The organism is Pantoea sp. PSNIH1 (assembly GCF_007680655.1).
Taxonomy (GTDB): domain Bacteria; phylum Pseudomonadota; class Gammaproteobacteria; order Enterobacterales; family Enterobacteriaceae; genus Pantoea; species Pantoea eucrina.
Genome location: NZ_VEIP01000001.1, coordinates 461,754 through 476,748, shown reverse-complemented (window position 1 = coordinate 476,748; position 14,995 = coordinate 461,754). Strand labels below are relative to the sequence as shown.

The window sequence follows — 14,995 nt, the reverse complement described above, 5'->3', positions numbered from 1 at the left end:
CTATCTTGCCTGCGCTCTTATCCCCGGCAGCATCCACGCCATCCGCACGCAGAGATCTGCGCGGCGGTGGTGGCGCTGACGATGAACAATTGCGCTGCGCCGATAACGCCTGACTGCTCAATGTTAGCGGTGCGGTTTGATAAAACAGCACACGATAGTTGGACGAAGGGAATACGCTTCGTCGAATGTGTGGAATTTACCCTGGTTGCCACCGGAAAACACGCGGCGGCGCTCGCTCAGATAAACTCTTCAATCGCCTGGCGATTGCTCCAGGATTTGGTTAACGCCGCAGCCTCTTCAGCGATCAGCCAGCGGGCAGCCAGGTGCTCACTCAGCAGCGGCATCCGTTCAGCCGGCAGCGCCAGCCGGAACCAGTGCTCGCGATTGTGCGTTATGCCTGGCGCATAGCGGTGACGAAAATGAGGGAAGATCTCAAATTCAATCTGCCGCTGGCAATCTTCAAGCTGCAGCCCTTCGCCACAGATATCGATCGCCAGCTCTTCCGCCACTTCGCGTGCTGCAGCCTGAGCCGGCGTTTCACCCGGCTCCAGACTGCCGGTGACCGACTGCCAGAAGCCGTGATCATCGCGCCGCTGCAGCATCAACACCCGGCCGGTATCTCGCGCAAAGATCACCACCAGCACCGATACCGGATGTTTAAAGCCCATTACTGCTGCTCTGGCTTTTCTTTCTTCGCGACAATCTGAATGCCCAGATCGCTCAGCGCAGCTGGATTTGCCAGGCTTGGTGCTTCCGTCATCATACAGGCTGCCGCCGTGGTTTTCGGGAAAGCGATCACGTCACGAATATTATCGGTGCCGGTGAGCAGCATAGTCAGACGATCAAGGCCAAACGCCAGACCGGCGTGCGGCGGCGTACCATATTTGAGCGCGTTCAGCAGGAAGCCAAACTTCTCCTGCTGTTCTTCAGCCGTAATGCCGAGAATGCTGAACACAGTCTGCTGCATCGTCCCGTTGTGGATACGCACAGAGCCGCCGCCCACTTCGTAGCCGTTGATCACCATATCGTAGGCATTAGCCACTGCCTGCGTCGGCTCGGCTGCCAGCTGCTCCGCCGTAAGCGACTTAGGTGAGGTAAACGGATGGTGCATCGCTGCCAGACCGCCTTCGTCATCCTCTTCAAACATCGGAAAGTCGATGACCCAGAGCGGTGCCCAGGCTTTCTCGTCGGTGATCTTCAGGTCGCGGCCAGCTTTCAGGCGCAGTGCACCCAGCGCATCCGCCACAACTTTAGCGCGATCGGCGCCAAAAAAGATCAGATCGCCATCCTGCGCGCCGGTGCGATCCAGAATCGCTTCCACGATCTCAGGCGTCAGGAATTTGGCCACCGGACTTTGCACGCCTTCAGCGCCACTGGCGCGGGCGTTGATTTTCATCCATGCCAGGCCACGTGCACCATAAATCTCAACAAACTTCGTATATTCATCAATCTGCTTACGCGTCAGCGTCGCACCGCCCGGCACGCGCAGCGCAGCAACCCGTCCTTTGGCGTCGTTCGCCGGACCAGAGAACACCTTAAACTCTACGTCTTTCAGCAGATCGGCAACGTCCACCAGTTCCATCGGATTACGCAGATCGGGTTTATCAGAGCCGTAGCGGTTCATCGCTTCTGCAAACGTCATCAGCGGGAAATCACCCAGATCAACGCCTTTGATCTCAAGCCAGAGCTCGCGGATCAGGCGCTCCATCTTCTCCCGCACCTCTTCCGCGCTCATAAAGGAGGTTTCAACGTCGATTTGCGTAAATTCAGGCTGGCGATCGGCCCGCAGATCTTCATCGCGGAAGCATTTTACAATCTGATAGTAGCGATCGAAGCCGGACATCATCAGCAGCTGCTTAAACAGCTGTGGCGACTGCGGCAGCGCATAGAACTTGCCTTTATGCACGCGGCTTGGCACCAGATAGTCGCGCGCGCCTTCCGGCGTTGCTTTGGTCAGCATCGGCGTTTCAATATCCAGGAAACCTTCACTGTCCATAAAGCGGCGAACAAAGCTGGTAATTCTGGCGCGCGTTTTCAGGCGCTGTGCCATCTCCGGGCGACGCAGATCGAGGTAACGATAGGTCAGACGCGCTTCTTCGCTATTGACCTGGTTGGAGTCCAGCGGCAGCGGCTCCGCGCGATTAATGATGGTCAGCGCGTGGGCAAACACTTCGATATCGCCGGTCGCCATATCGCTGTTGCGGTTTTTCTCTTCACGCGCGCGCACCGTACCGGTGATCTGGATGCAGAATTCGTTGCGCAGCTCAGACGCCAGCTGGAAAGCCTCCTGATAATCGGCATCAAAAAACACCTGAGCGATCCCTTCGCGGTCACGCATATCGATAAAAATCAGGCTGCCGAGATCGCGACGGCGATTAACCCAGCCGCAGAGAGTAACTTGCTGACCCACATGAGACAGGTTGAGCTGTCCGCAATATTCTGTACGCATAACGTATCCTTTTAACTTCGACGCTGCTGCCAGGCAGCATCAGGGCGCGTAACCTCTGAAGATGCTGCCGCAAAAAAGGCAGCTATTATAATGGAAAAAGCCAGGCAGGATAAGTAGAGCTGCTGCAAAGCAGCTAATTCATCGGCATTTATGCGTTATCCTCTGCCCGCTTTCTCTTACAACCGGCATCCGGAGTCCGTTTTGACGCTTCGTATTGGTCTACCACAATGGCATCACCCGCAGTGGAAACAGTTTGGTCTGCATACGCTGGAGGATTATGCGCGTCTGTTTAGCTGCGTAGAAGGGAATACAACGCTGTATGCGCTGCCAAAACCTGAGGTGGTGCAGCGCTGGCGCGACATGACGCATGACGATTTCCGCTTCTGCTTTAAATTTCCCGCAACCATCTCTCATCAGGCTGCTCTGCGTAATTGTGATGATTTAGTCAGCGATTTTTTTCGCCTGCTGGATCCGCTCAGCACGCGCCTGGGGCAATACTGGCTGCAGCTGCCCGCCAGTTTTTCACCGGCACAGCTTGACGATCTGTGGCGCTTTCTGGATAGCCTGCCGCGCAGCTTCAGCTATGGCGTTGAAGTGCGTCATCAGGCATTTTTTGCCCGTGGCGAGGCGGAGCGCCAGCTAAACCGTGGCCTGCACGCGCGCGGCGTTAACCGGGTGGTACTCGACAGCCGGCCGGTGCACGCTTCTGCCTCACAATCGGCTGCCGCTATCGACGCGCGGGCGAAAAAACCGCGCGTGCCGCCACATGCGGTGCGCACCGGCACTCAGCCGATGGTCCGGTTTATCGGCAGCGATAGCGTGGCAGAGAGCGAAGCCCTCTTTCCGCCGTGGCGCAGCAAGCTGGCAGCGTGGCAGACAGAGAGCGATCCGCTGCTGTTTATTCATACGCCGGATATGGGAGAGGTGTTTCCGCTGGTACAGGCGCTCTGGCCACAGCTGCAGGCGCTGGAACCCGGCCTGCGCGACCTGCCAGCGTGGCCGCAGCAGAGCGCGCTGTTCTGAGCAGGGAAACGGGTGCAGCAGAGGCGACTTTCTGCCAGAATAGCGCCCTTTCCGTTTTTCTCTTCGGATTTTCCATTATGTCTGACCGCGATACGCTATTTTCCGCACCTATCGATAAGCTGGGTGACTGGACCTTTGACGAGCGCGTGGCTGAAGTCTTCCCCGATATGATTCAGCGCTCGGTGCCCGGCTACTCCAACATCATTTCAATGATTGGTATGCTGGCAGAACGCTTTGTACAGCCCGACAGCCAGGTGTATGACCTCGGGTGTTCACTGGGGGCCGCCACTCTTTCGGTGCGCCGCAATATCCGCGTACCCGGCTGCCAGATTATTGCCGTGGATAATTCGCCGGCGATGGTTGAGCGCTGCCGCCGCCATATCGACGCCTTTCGTGCCGATACGCCGGTACAGGTGCTGGAGGCTGATATCCGCGATATCGAAATTGAGAACGCTTCGCTGGTGGTGCTCAACTTTACGCTGCAGTTTCTGGCGCCTGACGCCCGCATTGCGCTGCTGGAAAAAATTGCCCGCGGCCTGAATCCCGGCGGCGCCCTGGTGCTGTCAGAAAAGTTCAGCTTTGAAGATGCTGAGGTGGGCGAACTGCTGTTTAACATGCATCACGATTTCAAGCGTGCCAACGGCTACAGCGAACTGGAGATTAGCCAGAAGCGCAGCATGCTGGAGAATGTCATGCTGACCGACAGCGTGGAAACGCACAAAGCCCGCCTTAAAGCGGCGGGCTTTGCTCATGCAGAACTCTGGTTCCAGTGCTTCAACTTTGGTTCACTGGTGGCGCTGAAATGATCGACTTTGGCCGTTTTTATCAGCAAATCGCCACCGGCCCGCTGGCGAGCTGGCTGGAAGTTCTGCCGGCGCAAATCGCGGCCTGGCAGCGTGACAATCTGCACGGACATTTTCGCAACTGGGAAAAAGCGGTGGAGTATCTGCCGCTGCTGACGCCGCAAACGCTGGATCTGGTGCACAGCGTCAGCGCGCAGCGTGACGATCTGACCGATCGCCAGCGCGCCGGTATTGAAAAGCTGCTGCGTAATCTGATGCCGTGGCGTAAAGGCCCCTATGCGCTTTACGGCACGGAGATCGACACGGAATGGCGCTCTGACTGGAAATGGGATCGGGTGTTACCCCATATCTCTCCGCTCGCCGGGCGGACGATTCTGGACGTTGGCTGCGGCAGCGGCTATCACATGTGGCGTATGCTGGGCGCTGGCGCGCAGATGGTGGTGGGCATCGACCCGATGCAGCTGTTTCTCTGCCAGTTCGAAGCGGTACGTAAACTGCTGGGTGACGATCGCCGCGCGCATCTGCTGCCGCTCGGCATTGAACAGCTGCCCGCGCTGCAGGCGTTTGATACCGTATTCTCAATGGGCGTGCTCTACCACCGCCGTTCACCGCTCGATCATCTGCTGCAGCTGAAAAATCAGCTGGTGAGCGAGGGTGAGCTGGTGCTGGAAACGCTGGTGATTGAGGGCGATGAACATGCCGTCCTGGTACCGGGTGAGCGCTATGCGCAAATGCGCAACGTCTACTTTATTCCGTCAGCGGCAGCGCTGAAAGGCTGGCTGGAGAAGTGCGGTTTTGTTGATGTACGCATTGCCGACTATGCGGTCACGTCCGTGGAAGAGCAGCGTCGCACCAGCTGGATGACCAGCGAGTCGCTGGCAGAGTTTCTCGATCCGGCCGATAGCAGCAAAACGGTTGAGGGTTACCCCGCGCCGCTGCGCGCCGTACTGGTTGCCCGCAAGCCCTGAAAATACGCGCCGCGACGGCATCGCGGCGCGTCAGGTATTATCCTGCTACTGCTCATCTGCTGACCGATCCCAGTACTGATATTTATAGGCGGAAGTAAGATGACGCTCGATAGTGCCTTTGGCAAACACCTCTTTTTCGTGCAGAAAACTCAGCGTACAGTTGCCGGCTTCATCCCAGAGCTGACAGGTGTCCGTAGAGTGCAGCGTGCTGACCGGCGTGGTCGCCAGCCCGCTTAATCCCAGCTCGCGCCACTGCTTATCGTAACGCCAGATCTCCCGGCTGCGCGCGCTTTGCGTCTCAACCACCCGATCCTGCGCATTCCAGCGCCAGCGGTTTTCACCGTTATTTTGTTTATCGCTGCCGCGCGTGACGCTCTTCTGCACCCGTAATCGCGGGTCGTAATGATAGGCGATCGCTGCAGAACCCTCACTGCCCATATTCACGAATTTATCGGTGGCGCTGATGATGTTTCCCTGCGGCCCTTTGCGCCAGCTCAGCGTACCCTGTCGCTGATCCACCACTTCTTCACGCCCCGCCTTAATCGCGGTAACCCGCCAGGCGTACTCCGCTACCCAGCCGCGCTGTACGCGGGCAATATGCTGCTCCATGCTCAGCACAATATTCCCTTCGCGCTTATCGTAGCTGATATCAGCCACCATCAGGTCGCCGCAGCGGTCAAACTGGCCCAGCACGCGTTTCTGGGAGTCAACGTCTTTACCAAACTCCCCGGCAATAACCTGCCGCACCGCGCCTTTTGCCGCGCCGCCCAGCAGGATCCAGAGATTGCTGCTGCTGATGTTATGGCTGAGCGGCGGACAGGGAGCGGTGGCCGCCTGCGTCGGGCAGGCAGCTAAATATGTCAGCAACAGCGTGGCACAAAGGTGGCATTTCATAGGGTTATCCGCATGGAGCCATCTGTTAAGCAAAGCACCTTTTCCGCCAGATCGCTATGGTAATGGCGGGCGGAGGAGAAAATTATGCCGGGTGTAGCAAATATAAAGGGAGTGAATCAACCGCAGAACAGGCTATATTTGCCGGCAGCCGGCTCACCTGCGCGTTCTTAACGGCATAAAAAAAACCCCAGCAAATGACTGGGGCGTGGTACTTGCAAACATCACGTCAGGGTTGGTGGCGTGCTGTGCGGCAAAATCGATAGCGGATCAGGCGACCCGGTTAACGTTCATCTGCATCATACTTTTCATGGCTTCTATTACGTCACCATCAACGCAGGAACGGCTGAATTCATCGGTTTCTGCTTCGGCGCACATCGAAACACCCGCTTTGCGATAGCGCATAGAGGAAGCGATGGCGCGACTGGCTGAGCTGTGCACCTCCTGCAAGCCGCAATCCAGAAACTTCTGCAGATTGCTCAGGCGTACACCAGCACCGGCCATAATGATTGGACCCGTGCTTAATTGATTAAGTTCCCTGAGTAGTGCAATTCCTGTTTCTGCACTCTGCTGCTGGCCTGACGTCAGGATGCGCGCGACACCCAGATCGGTCAGCACCTCCAGCGCCCGCCTGGGACTGTGGCACAGATCAAACGCCCGGTGAAAGGTCACGGCCAGGCCATCGCACAGTTGCATAATCTGCTGCATACGCGGCACATCGATATGCGCATCTTCATCCAGAACGCCCACGACGACGCCGGGAAAGCCCCATTCGCGTATCTGCGCGATATCCGATTTCATAATGTCAAACTCCAGACGGGAGTAGCAAAAATCGCCGCCGCGCGGCCGGATGATGGGATGCACCGGAATAGTCAGCTCGCGCAGTGCGGCCTGCAGCATGCCCGCTGACGGTGTCAGCCCGCCCTCGCGCGGGGCGCTGCAAAGCTCTACGCGATCGGCACCGGCGCGCTGGGCGGTCACTGCGCAATCAATGCCGTAGCAACAAATTTCCAGTTTCGTCATCGGTTTCTCCTTATCACGACTGCTGGCTCAGAGGGGGTAGCTTCGGTTAGTCTGTTACTCACTCATTTTACGTGGAAAGCGCACTATGGTATTCGATTTTGATCAACGGATAGACCGCGGTCACAGTGATAGTCTTAAATGGCACAAATATCGTGACCGTGATGTGCTGCCACTCTGGATTGCAGATACCGATTTTCGCTCGCCACCCTGTATTATTGAGGCCATTCAAAAGCGAGTCGCACACGGTGTATTCGGTTACGGTGTCACGCCTGCCGGACTGACAGAGATTATCGTGCAGCGCATGGCGGAGCGCTATAACTGGAGTATCAGGCCAGAATGGATAGTGATATTGCCGGGGGTTGTAAGCGGGCTCAACATTGCCGTGCGTGCTTTTACCGCAGCCGGGGAGCGTACCGTGGCGCCTGCGCCCATCTATCCGCCGTTTCGCGGCGCTTCCCGGCTGGCCGATTGCGCGCAGCTCAGTCTGCCGCTGCAGCGCACAAAAGATCGCTGGGTCATGGACATCGATCGGGCGGAGATGACGGGCAACGAGCGACTGCTGATGCTGTGCAACCCGCAAAACCCCGGCGGCACGGTGTACCGGCGCGATGAACTCTCCCGCCAGCTGGCGTTTGCGCAGCGCCACGATCTTATCGTCTGTTCAGATGAGATCCACGCCGATCTGGTGCTTACGCCGGGCGTGCAGCATACGCCGTTTGCCGCGCTGAGTGAGGATGCCGCACAGCGCAGCATAACACTTATCTCCCCCTCTAAAAGTTTCAACATCGCCGGTCTGGGAGCCTCTATGGCCATTATTCCCGATGATACGTTACGCCGGCGTTTTAAGCAGGTGCGTGAGGGGATCGTGCCGGGCGTGGATATTCTGGCACTGGTTGCCGCCGAGGCGGCGTGGCGCGAGGGTGATGCGTGGCTACAGGCGCAAATTGCCTATCTGCGCGCAAACCGCGACTGGCTGGCGAGCCGCATTGATGCCCTACCCGGCCTCGATATGGTTGTGCCGGACGCGACCTATCTCGGCTGGATTGACGCCAGCGGCCTGCAGAGTGAAAACCCGGCGCGCTATTTTGAGCAGTACGGGCTCGGCTTCTCGCCCGGAGGCGATTTTGGCGATGACCGCTTTGTCCGCTTCAATTTTGGCTGCACGCGCGCCACCCTGCAGGAAGCGGCAGCGCGCCTGAAGCAGGCGGTGGAAGCCCGGCGTTAATCGCGCTCGCTGGCGACAATCTCTTCAAGTCGCCAGGGGTGAAATTTAATCGTGGTTTCACCATCGGTGACGGCCAGCACAGGATTAGGCAGGCGTTCATTCTCGCCCTGCGGCGCGCTGGTTTTAAAAGAGATGCCGGGCTGCGTCAACGCCGCATCAGAGAGCAGCGCCATGGCGCGCATGCCCAGCGTTTCCGGCTCACCGCGCAGGACGATCTCAATATGTTCCCAGCCCTCGTGCCGGTACAGCTTCGCGCCCGGCCAGGGCAGCTCAATCACATCAATCTGCTGCCCTGCCAGCGTGACCGGCTGCCGGAGTTTAAACAGACAGATCGGTCGACCGTTAATCATCGCTTCTGAAAAGAGCTCACCAATTTGCAAAAAGCCGCGCTTCCAGCGTTCGGCGGTAGCAAACTGGTGACAGCGCACGGCCAGATGATCAATCTCGTGTGCCTGCGGTGAAAGTCCGAGTCGCGCAGCAAAAGCCTGCAGCGCCTGCTCAAAACGGCAAAAATCTTCTGTTAAATCGTCTAACTCCGGGGGAAAGTCCAGCTTCATTACCTGAAACCTCAACGTCTGTTCAGTGAAATTAATCATTAAAATCAATATGCCAGCTTTTTCAGCCAGACAAAACCTTCGGATTCATCCGATTTAGTCAATAAAAACCGCCAAAACCAGATAAAAACAGGCTTACATTCAGATTATTCGCCTAATCAGGGCCAGGCTTAACTTTATAAAAACAAGCTAAGCTTATGATTAAATTGACGAATCTTTACACAATGAGATAACTCTTATTTGGGCACCAATGAATTGCAGATAACCCCCCTTTCTTATAAATTTGAGTTTCTACCTCACAAGGAACGGCTCTATGTCTATGCTCATTGTTGTCGCGGTTCTCATTGCATTAACGGGATTCGCCATTTCCCGTCACTGGAAGGTGCGTGAAGACAAAAGCGTCAAAAATCCTCGTCGTCACCCGCGCCGCCGTTAATCGGCGCGCGGTTTTGCCGTCAGCTGACCAGTCCGGGCCGACTGCTGTTGCTGACGCATCCTAACATTTCACGTATACTTCCCCTCTCTTTTTTTCCGTCCCGACACAAGCGCGGGATGATGGTATCGGCTCGTCCTCTGCTGACGGGCCTTTTCAGCATATGAAGGTAACGCGGTGAATATTCAGGCTCTTCTTTCCGATAAAGTCAGTCAGGCGATGCGTGCAGCGGGTGCGCCCGACGATTGCGAACCGCTGGTTCGTCAGTCAGCTAAAGTCCAGTTTGGTGATTATCAGGCGAACGGCATCATGGGCGCGGCAAAACGGCTGGGCCAGGCACCGCGTCAGCTGGCTGAACAGGTGGTGAAGCATCTGGATCTGACCGGCATTGCCAGTCATACCGAGATTGCAGGGCCTGGCTTTATCAATATTTTCCTCGATCGCCAGTGGCTGGCACAGCAGGCCGCGCAGGCGCTGCAGCAGCCCGATCTCGGCGTCAGCAAACCTGAACCGCAAACCATTGTTATCGACTACTCGGCACCTAACGTGGCGAAAGAGATGCACGTGGGCCACGTGCGCTCCACCATCATCGGCGATGCGGCAGTGCGGACGCTGGAGTTTCTGGGTCACAATGTGATCCGGGCTAACCACGTCGGCGACTGGGGTACGCAGTTTGGCATGCTTATCGCCTATCTGGAAAAGCAGCAGAATGAAGATCATGCTGATATTGCTCTCGCCGATCTGGAAGCATTTTATCGCGAAGCAAAGCGTACTTACGATGAAGATGAAGCGTTCGCCGCGCGCGCGCGCAGTTATGTCGTCAAGCTGCAGGGCGGCGATGAGTATTGTCGCACCATGTGGAAAAAGCTGGTGGATATCACCATGAGCCAGAATCAGCTGGTCTATGACCGTCTGAATGTCACTCTGACGCGTAATGATGTCATGGGAGAGAGCCTCTACAACGATATGCTGCCAGGCATTGTCGCTGACCTGCGTGAAAAGGGTCTGGCGGTCACCAGCGAAGGCGCGACGGTGGTTTTCCTTGATGAGTATAAAAACAAGGAAGGCGAGCCGATGGGCGTTATCATCCAGAAAAAGGATGGCGGCTATCTCTATACCACTACCGATATCGCCTGCGCAAAATATCGCTATGAAACGCTGCACGCCGATCGCGTGCTCTACTATATCGACTCACGCCAGCATCAGCACCTGCAGCAGGCATGGACCATCGTACGTAAAGCGGGCTACGTGCCAGCCTCCGTGCCGCTTGAGCACCACGCCTTCGGCATGATGCTGGGCAAAGATGGCCGTCCGTTTAAAACCCGCAGCGGTGGCACCATTAAGCTGGCGGATCTGCTGGATGAAGCCGTTGAACGTGCCCACACGCTGGTCAGCGCTAAAAATCCGGAGATGTCGCCGCAGGAACTGGCCGATCTGGCGGAAATTGTTGGCATCGGCGCGGTTAAATATGCCGATCTCTCCAAGAGCCGTACCACAGATTACATTTTCGACTGGGACAACATGCTGGCATTTGAGGGCAATACCGCGCCTTATATGCAGTATGCCTATACCCGCGTCCTGTCGGTGTTCCGTAAAGCGGGTCTGGATGCAGAGACCCTGAGCGGTGAAATTACGCTAACGGATGAGCGCGAAGCGCTGCTGGCCACGCGCCTGCTGCAGTTTGAAGAGGTGATCACGCAGGTTGCGCGTGATGGCACGCCGCATGTTATGTGTGCTTATCTGTATGACCTGGCCGGACTCTTCTCCGGCTTCTATGAGCACTGCCCGATTCTGGCGGCTGAAGAGGCGTCTGTACGCAACAGCCGCCTGCAGCTGGCGGCTCTCACCGCGAAGACCCTGAAACAGGGGCTGGATACGCTGGGGATTAAAACCGTCGAACGGATGTAATGACAGCAGCTGATAAAAAACCCGCCTTGTGCGGGTTTTTTGTTATTACCGATAGTTTACGGTCACTTCACTGCTGAGCACCCGCAGACCCGGCGGCAGCGCTCCCTGCCCCTGAAAGCCAAACGCCAGATAGAGCGGCTCTTCGGCCGGGATCAGCGCCAGACCGCGCGTGGATCCGCTGGCCCCATCCAGCTCCACGCAGCGCTGGCTGGCGCAGAGGCGCACTACCAGCCCGGATGGTGCCGGACGGCTGAGCTGATAGCGCCAGTTCACCACGGCGATGTTGCCGGGTGCCGCAGAAGGCGCCCTGAGCGCTGGCGATAACAGCCAGCTGCCGCGTGCCCCAAGTCCGGGACCGCTGACGCTGGCGCTCCACGCACCGGTAGCGGCTATGCCCGCCAGCGGTGTGAACAGCAGCAGCAACATTAACGGATAGCAGCGCCGCATTATTTGCCTCCAATCGTGGCGGTCATGCGGATCTGGCGATTGTCACTCAGCTCCAGATTGGAAAGTACCACCAGCTGCGGCAGGTTACGCCGCAGGAAGCGCGCCAGCAGCGCACGCAGCGGATGGTTCACCAGCAGGACCGGCGGCGCACCGCTCATCTCCTGCTGCTGCAGCGCCGCCTGTGCCTGCATCAGCAGACGATCGGCCAGCCCTGGCTCCAGGCCACCGCCGCCCTGCAGCGCCTGCAGCAGCAGACGCTCCAGCATGGCATCCAGGCCAATAACCTGCACCTCTCCGCTGCCCGGGAACCACTGCTGGGTGATCGCCCGCCCCAGCGCCACGCGTACTACGCTGGTCAGCTCCTGTGGGTCGCTCTGCACCGGCGCGTGCTCCGCCAGCGTTTCGATGATGGTGCGCATATCCCTGATTGATACCCGCTCGGTAAGCAGGTTCTGCAGCACTTTATGCAGCGTGGTCAGGCTGATTACCCCCGGCACCAGATCTTCCGTCAGCTTCGGCATCTCCTGAGTAACGCGATCCAGCAGCTGCTGCGCCTCCTGCCGGCCAAACAGCTCGCTGGCGTACTGTCCAATCAGGTGGTTGAGGTGCGTTGCCACCACGGTGCTTGCCTCGACCACGGTATAACCCTGAATCTGCGCCTGCTCTTTCAGGGCGCTGTCGATCCAGATCGCCGCCAGGCCAAACGCCGGATCAACGGTAGGCTCGCCCGGCAGGCTGCCGGCTGCGGTGCCGGGATTAATGGCCATCCAGCGGCCAGGGTAGGCGTCACCGCTGCCAATCTCCACGCCTTTCATCAGAATGCGATAGCGTGCGGGCGGCAGCTCCATGTTGTCGCGGATATGTACCACCGGCGGCAGAAAACCAACCTCCTGTGCCACTTTCTTACGGATGCTGCGGATACGGCCCAGCAGCTCGCCATTCTGGGTATGGTCAACCATCGGAATGAGGCGATAGCCCACTTCCATTCCCAGCGAATCCTCCAGCTGAACGTCGGTCCAGGAGGCCTCAACCGTGGCGGGCGTCTCCTGGGTTTTCATCAGGCTGGCTGATTCAGGCTGCTTCTTCGGCTGCATCTCACGGCCGCGCAGCCACCAGGCAAGCCCGAGCAGCGCGCCGGTAAACAGCAGAAAGACAAAGTTAGGCATGCCGGGCACCAGACCAAGCAGGCCGATTACCCCGGCGCTGAGCATCAGCACGCGTGGATTATTAAACAGCTGCCCGACCATCTGCTCACCGACATCCTGGTCAGTGGCGACGCGGGTGACGATGACGCCTGCTGCCGTGGAGATCACCAGCGCCGGGATCTGCGCCACCAGGCCATCACCGATAGTCAGCAGCGTATAGGTCTCACCGGCGTGGCCAACATCCATCCCATGCTGCACAACGCCCACCAGCAGGCCGCCAATGACGTTGATCACCATGATGAGAATACCGGCGACGGCATCCCCGCGCACAAACTTGCTGGCACCATCCATTGAACCGTAGAAATCGGCCTCCTGCGTCACTTCGGAACGGCGACGCTTGGCCTCATCTTCGCCAATCAGACCGGCGTTAAGATCGGCATCAATCGCCATCTGCTTGCCGGGCATTCCGTCCAGTACAAAGCGGGCGCCAACTTCCGCAATACGTCCGGCGCCTTTGGTGATGACCATGAAGTTGATGATCACCAGAATGATAAACACCACAATACCGATGGCAAAGTTACCACCGACCAGAAAGTGGCCAAACGCTTCTACGACGCGGCCCGCTGCGTCGGCCCCGGTATGTCCTTCCAGCAGAATGATACGGGTGGAGGCGACGTTCAGCGCCAGGCGTAATAGCGTTGAGAACAGCAGTATGGTGGGGAACGCCGCAAACTCCAGGGTGCGCTGGGTGAACATCGCCACCAGCAGCACCATGATCGATAGCGCGATATTAAAGGTAAACAGCAGATCGAGAATGAAGGCGGGCAGCGGCAGCACCATCATCGACAGGATCAACATTATCAGCACCGGTCCTGCCAGCACCTGCCATTGCGTCTCTTTAAAACTGCCCGGTAAACGCAGCTTTTCGGCCAGATTAGCCATCGTCTCTGTTCTCTCCTGCAAAGTCCATCTCTGCCGGGACCGGCAGATGCTTAGGTTTGGTCGGGATCAGGCCGCCTTCGCGCTTCCAGCGCCGCAGCTGCCAGACCCAGGCCAGCACTTCCGCTACGGCAGCGTACAGCGCACCGGGGATAAACTGACCAATTTCAGTATGCCGATAGAGCGCTCGCGCCAGCGGCGGCGCTTCAAGGATCGGCACGCGGTGCTCTTTTGCCACTTCACGAATGCGCAGCGCGATGTCACCTGCGCCTTTCGCCACCACTTTTGGCGCATTCATCTTGCCTTCCTGATACTGCAGCGCCACCGAGTAGTGCGTCGGGTTCGTCACAATCACGTCAGCTTTCGGTACATCAGCCATCATGCGGCGGCGGGCCGCCGCGCGCATCGCCTGACGGATCCGCCCCTTCACGTGCGGATCGCCCTCATTCTGTTTATGTTCGTCGCGGATCTCCTGACGCGTCATGCGCAGCTTTTTGAAATAGCTGTAGAGCTGCCAGAACACATCAAAACCGACCATCGGAAACAGACCCAGCATCACCAGCCCGCAGCTGGTGGCGACCATACTCAGGCCATGGTGCAGCGCGTTAACCGGCGATTCCGCGATCAGCCGCAGCATCTCCTGCCAGTGGCTCCAGAGATACCAGCCCGCTACCACCCCTACCAGCACCGCCTTGAGGATCGCCTTCACCAGTTCAGCCGCGCTCTGGCCGGAAAAGAGGCGTTTTATGCCTGGCAGCGGGTTGAGCTTCTTAAAATCGAGTTTGATCGACTTACCGCTGATATGAATGCCGCCCAGCGCCATCGGGGCCGCCATGGCAACAATTACCAGCCCGCCCATCAGCGGCAGCAGCGCCACCACTGCCTGCATGACCAGATTGCCGATATGCGCCACAATAATTTTGTCATCGTTCACCATACCGTGATCGAAGCGAAAACCGGTTGCCACCATACGGGCAAGCTGCGTGGCCATGTGGGAACCGCCAAGCCAGAGGATCATCAGCCCGGTCAGCAGCATCAGCACCGATGTCAGCTCGCGCGATCGCGGGATCTGCCCCTCTTCCCGCGCTTTCTCAAGTCGGTGGGGGGTGGGCGATTCTGTTTTGTCCTCGCTGCTACTCTCTTCAGACACAGCACACCTCAGCTGGCAGAAATTCTGAGTACAGGAT

General features: G+C 57.9%; 14 protein-coding genes. 6 read left to right on the top strand and 8 right to left on the bottom strand.

Features of this window, described 5'->3' with window-relative positions:
* Positions 1–236: 236 nt before the first annotated feature.
* Positions 237–668: a dihydroneopterin triphosphate diphosphatase gene (gene nudB, locus FS690_RS02200; protein ID WP_039384893.1), complete on the bottom strand. Its 432-nt coding sequence runs from the start codon at positions 666–668 to the stop codon at positions 237–239.
* Entirely contained in the window at positions 668–2,449 is a 1,782-nt protein-coding gene (gene aspS / locus FS690_RS02195; protein ID WP_039384894.1) for an aspartate--tRNA ligase, read from the bottom strand. Before aspS ends, nudB begins: the two co-directional genes overlap by 1 nt.
* A 201-nt stretch (positions 2,450–2,650) precedes the next feature.
* On the opposite strand from aspS, the gene FS690_RS02190 reads away from it, so the two are divergent.
* The 3 genes from FS690_RS02190 to cmoB all read left to right on the top strand — a co-directional run bounded on the left by FS690_RS02190 (position 2,651) and on the right by cmoB (position 5,243).
* The gene (locus tag FS690_RS02190) at positions 2,651–3,472 is read left to right on the top strand and encodes a DUF72 domain-containing protein (protein WP_071668892.1); all 822 of its coding nucleotides are present in this window, start codon (positions 2,651–2,653) and stop codon (positions 3,470–3,472) included.
* Positions 3,473–3,549: 77 nt separating this feature from the next.
* Positions 3,550–4,278, top strand: a complete 729-nt coding sequence (gene cmoA / locus FS690_RS02185) for a carboxy-S-adenosyl-L-methionine synthase CmoA (protein ID WP_039385978.1) — start codon at positions 3,550–3,552, stop codon at positions 4,276–4,278.
* Entirely contained in the window at positions 4,275–5,243 is a 969-nt protein-coding gene (gene cmoB, locus FS690_RS02180) for a tRNA 5-methoxyuridine(34)/uridine 5-oxyacetic acid(34) synthase CmoB (RefSeq protein ID WP_039384896.1), read from the top strand. The genes cmoA and cmoB overlap by 4 nt, the downstream gene beginning before the upstream one ends.
* A 45-nt stretch (positions 5,244–5,288) precedes the next feature.
* Here the strand turns inward: cmoB and FS690_RS02175 are convergent, their stop codons facing one another.
* Entirely contained in the window at positions 5,289–6,137 is an 849-nt protein-coding gene (locus FS690_RS02175) for a hypothetical protein (RefSeq protein WP_145339015.1), read from the bottom strand.
* Positions 6,138–6,404: 267 nt separating this feature from the next.
* Entirely contained in the window at positions 6,405–7,157 is a 753-nt protein-coding gene (cutC, locus tag FS690_RS02170; RefSeq protein ID WP_145339014.1) for a copper homeostasis protein CutC, read from the bottom strand.
* An 85-nt stretch (positions 7,158–7,242) separates the two neighbouring features.
* Here cutC and FS690_RS02165 point away from each other — a divergent pair, with 85 nt between their 5' ends.
* The gene (locus FS690_RS02165; protein WP_145339013.1) at positions 7,243–8,382 is read left to right on the top strand and encodes a MalY/PatB family protein; all 1,140 of its coding nucleotides are present in this window, start codon (positions 7,243–7,245) and stop codon (positions 8,380–8,382) included.
* On the opposite strand, the gene FS690_RS02160 is transcribed toward FS690_RS02165, so the two are convergent.
* Complete coding sequence (locus FS690_RS02160) at positions 8,379–8,939, bottom strand: VOC family protein (protein ID WP_094111062.1); 561 nt, start codon at positions 8,937–8,939, stop codon at positions 8,379–8,381. The two genes, FS690_RS02165 and FS690_RS02160, sit on opposite strands and share 4 nt — an antisense overlap.
* Before the next feature lie 310 nt (positions 8,940–9,249).
* On the opposite strand from FS690_RS02160, the gene FS690_RS18490 reads away from it, so the two are divergent.
* Together FS690_RS18490 and argS are read left to right on the top strand one after the other, a co-directional pair.
* Entirely contained in the window at positions 9,250–9,372 is a 123-nt protein-coding gene (locus tag FS690_RS18490) for a hypothetical protein (RefSeq protein ID WP_255402039.1), read from the top strand.
* 174 nt (positions 9,373–9,546) lie between these two features.
* Positions 9,547–11,277: an arginine--tRNA ligase gene (gene argS, locus FS690_RS02155; protein ID WP_104085103.1), complete on the top strand. Its 1,731-nt coding sequence runs from the start codon at positions 9,547–9,549 to the stop codon at positions 11,275–11,277.
* Between the two features lie 45 nt (positions 11,278–11,322).
* Here argS and FS690_RS02150 read toward each other — a convergent pair whose 3' ends face one another.
* From FS690_RS02150 to flhB, 3 genes are read right to left on the bottom strand one after another with little or no spacing between them, the layout of a single operon-like run.
* The gene (locus FS690_RS02150; RefSeq protein WP_071668897.1) at positions 11,323–11,724 is read right to left on the bottom strand and encodes a flagellar protein FlhE; all 402 of its coding nucleotides are present in this window, start codon (positions 11,722–11,724) and stop codon (positions 11,323–11,325) included.
* Positions 11,724–13,811: a flagellar biosynthesis protein FlhA gene (gene flhA, locus FS690_RS02145; protein WP_039384912.1), complete on the bottom strand. Its 2,088-nt coding sequence runs from the start codon at positions 13,809–13,811 to the stop codon at positions 11,724–11,726. Before flhA ends, FS690_RS02150 begins: the two co-directional genes overlap by 1 nt.
* Entirely contained in the window at positions 13,804–14,958 is a 1,155-nt protein-coding gene (flhB, locus tag FS690_RS02140) for a flagellar biosynthesis protein FlhB (RefSeq protein WP_039384913.1), read from the bottom strand. Before flhB ends, flhA begins: the two co-directional genes overlap by 8 nt.
* Positions 14,959–14,995 lie beyond the last annotated feature (37 nt).

What these genes read in the sequence shown, in the direction of transcription:
- nudB (WP_039384893.1), bottom strand. Translation starts at nt 668, where the DNA reads ATGGGCTTTAAACATCCGGTATCGGTGCTGGTGGTGATCTTTGCGCGA.
- aspS (WP_039384894.1), bottom strand. Translation starts at nt 2,449, where the DNA reads ATGCGTACAGAATATTGCGGACAGCTCAACCTGTCTCATGTGGGTCAG.
- cmoA (WP_039385978.1), top strand. Translation starts at nt 3,550, where the DNA reads ATGTCTGACCGCGATACGCTATTTTCCGCACCTATCGATAAGCTGGGT.
- cmoB (WP_039384896.1), top strand. Translation starts at nt 4,275, where the DNA reads ATGATCGACTTTGGCCGTTTTTATCAGCAAATCGCCACCGGCCCGCTG.
- FS690_RS02175 (WP_145339015.1), bottom strand. Translation starts at nt 6,137, where the DNA reads ATGAAATGCCACCTTTGTGCCACGCTGTTGCTGACATATTTAGCTGCC.
- cutC (WP_145339014.1), bottom strand. Translation starts at nt 7,157, where the DNA reads ATGACGAAACTGGAAATTTGTTGCTACGGCATTGATTGCGCAGTGACC.
- FS690_RS02165 (WP_145339013.1), top strand. Translation starts at nt 7,243, where the DNA reads ATGGTATTCGATTTTGATCAACGGATAGACCGCGGTCACAGTGATAGT.
- FS690_RS02160 (WP_094111062.1), bottom strand. Translation starts at nt 8,939, where the DNA reads ATGAAGCTGGACTTTCCCCCGGAGTTAGACGATTTAACAGAAGATTTT.
- FS690_RS18490 (WP_255402039.1), top strand. Translation starts at nt 9,250, where the DNA reads ATGTCTATGCTCATTGTTGTCGCGGTTCTCATTGCATTAACGGGATTC.
- FS690_RS02150 (WP_071668897.1), bottom strand. Translation starts at nt 11,724, where the DNA reads ATGCGGCGCTGCTATCCGTTAATGTTGCTGCTGCTGTTCACACCGCTG.
- flhA (WP_039384912.1), bottom strand. Translation starts at nt 13,811, where the DNA reads ATGGCTAATCTGGCCGAAAAGCTGCGTTTACCGGGCAGTTTTAAAGAG.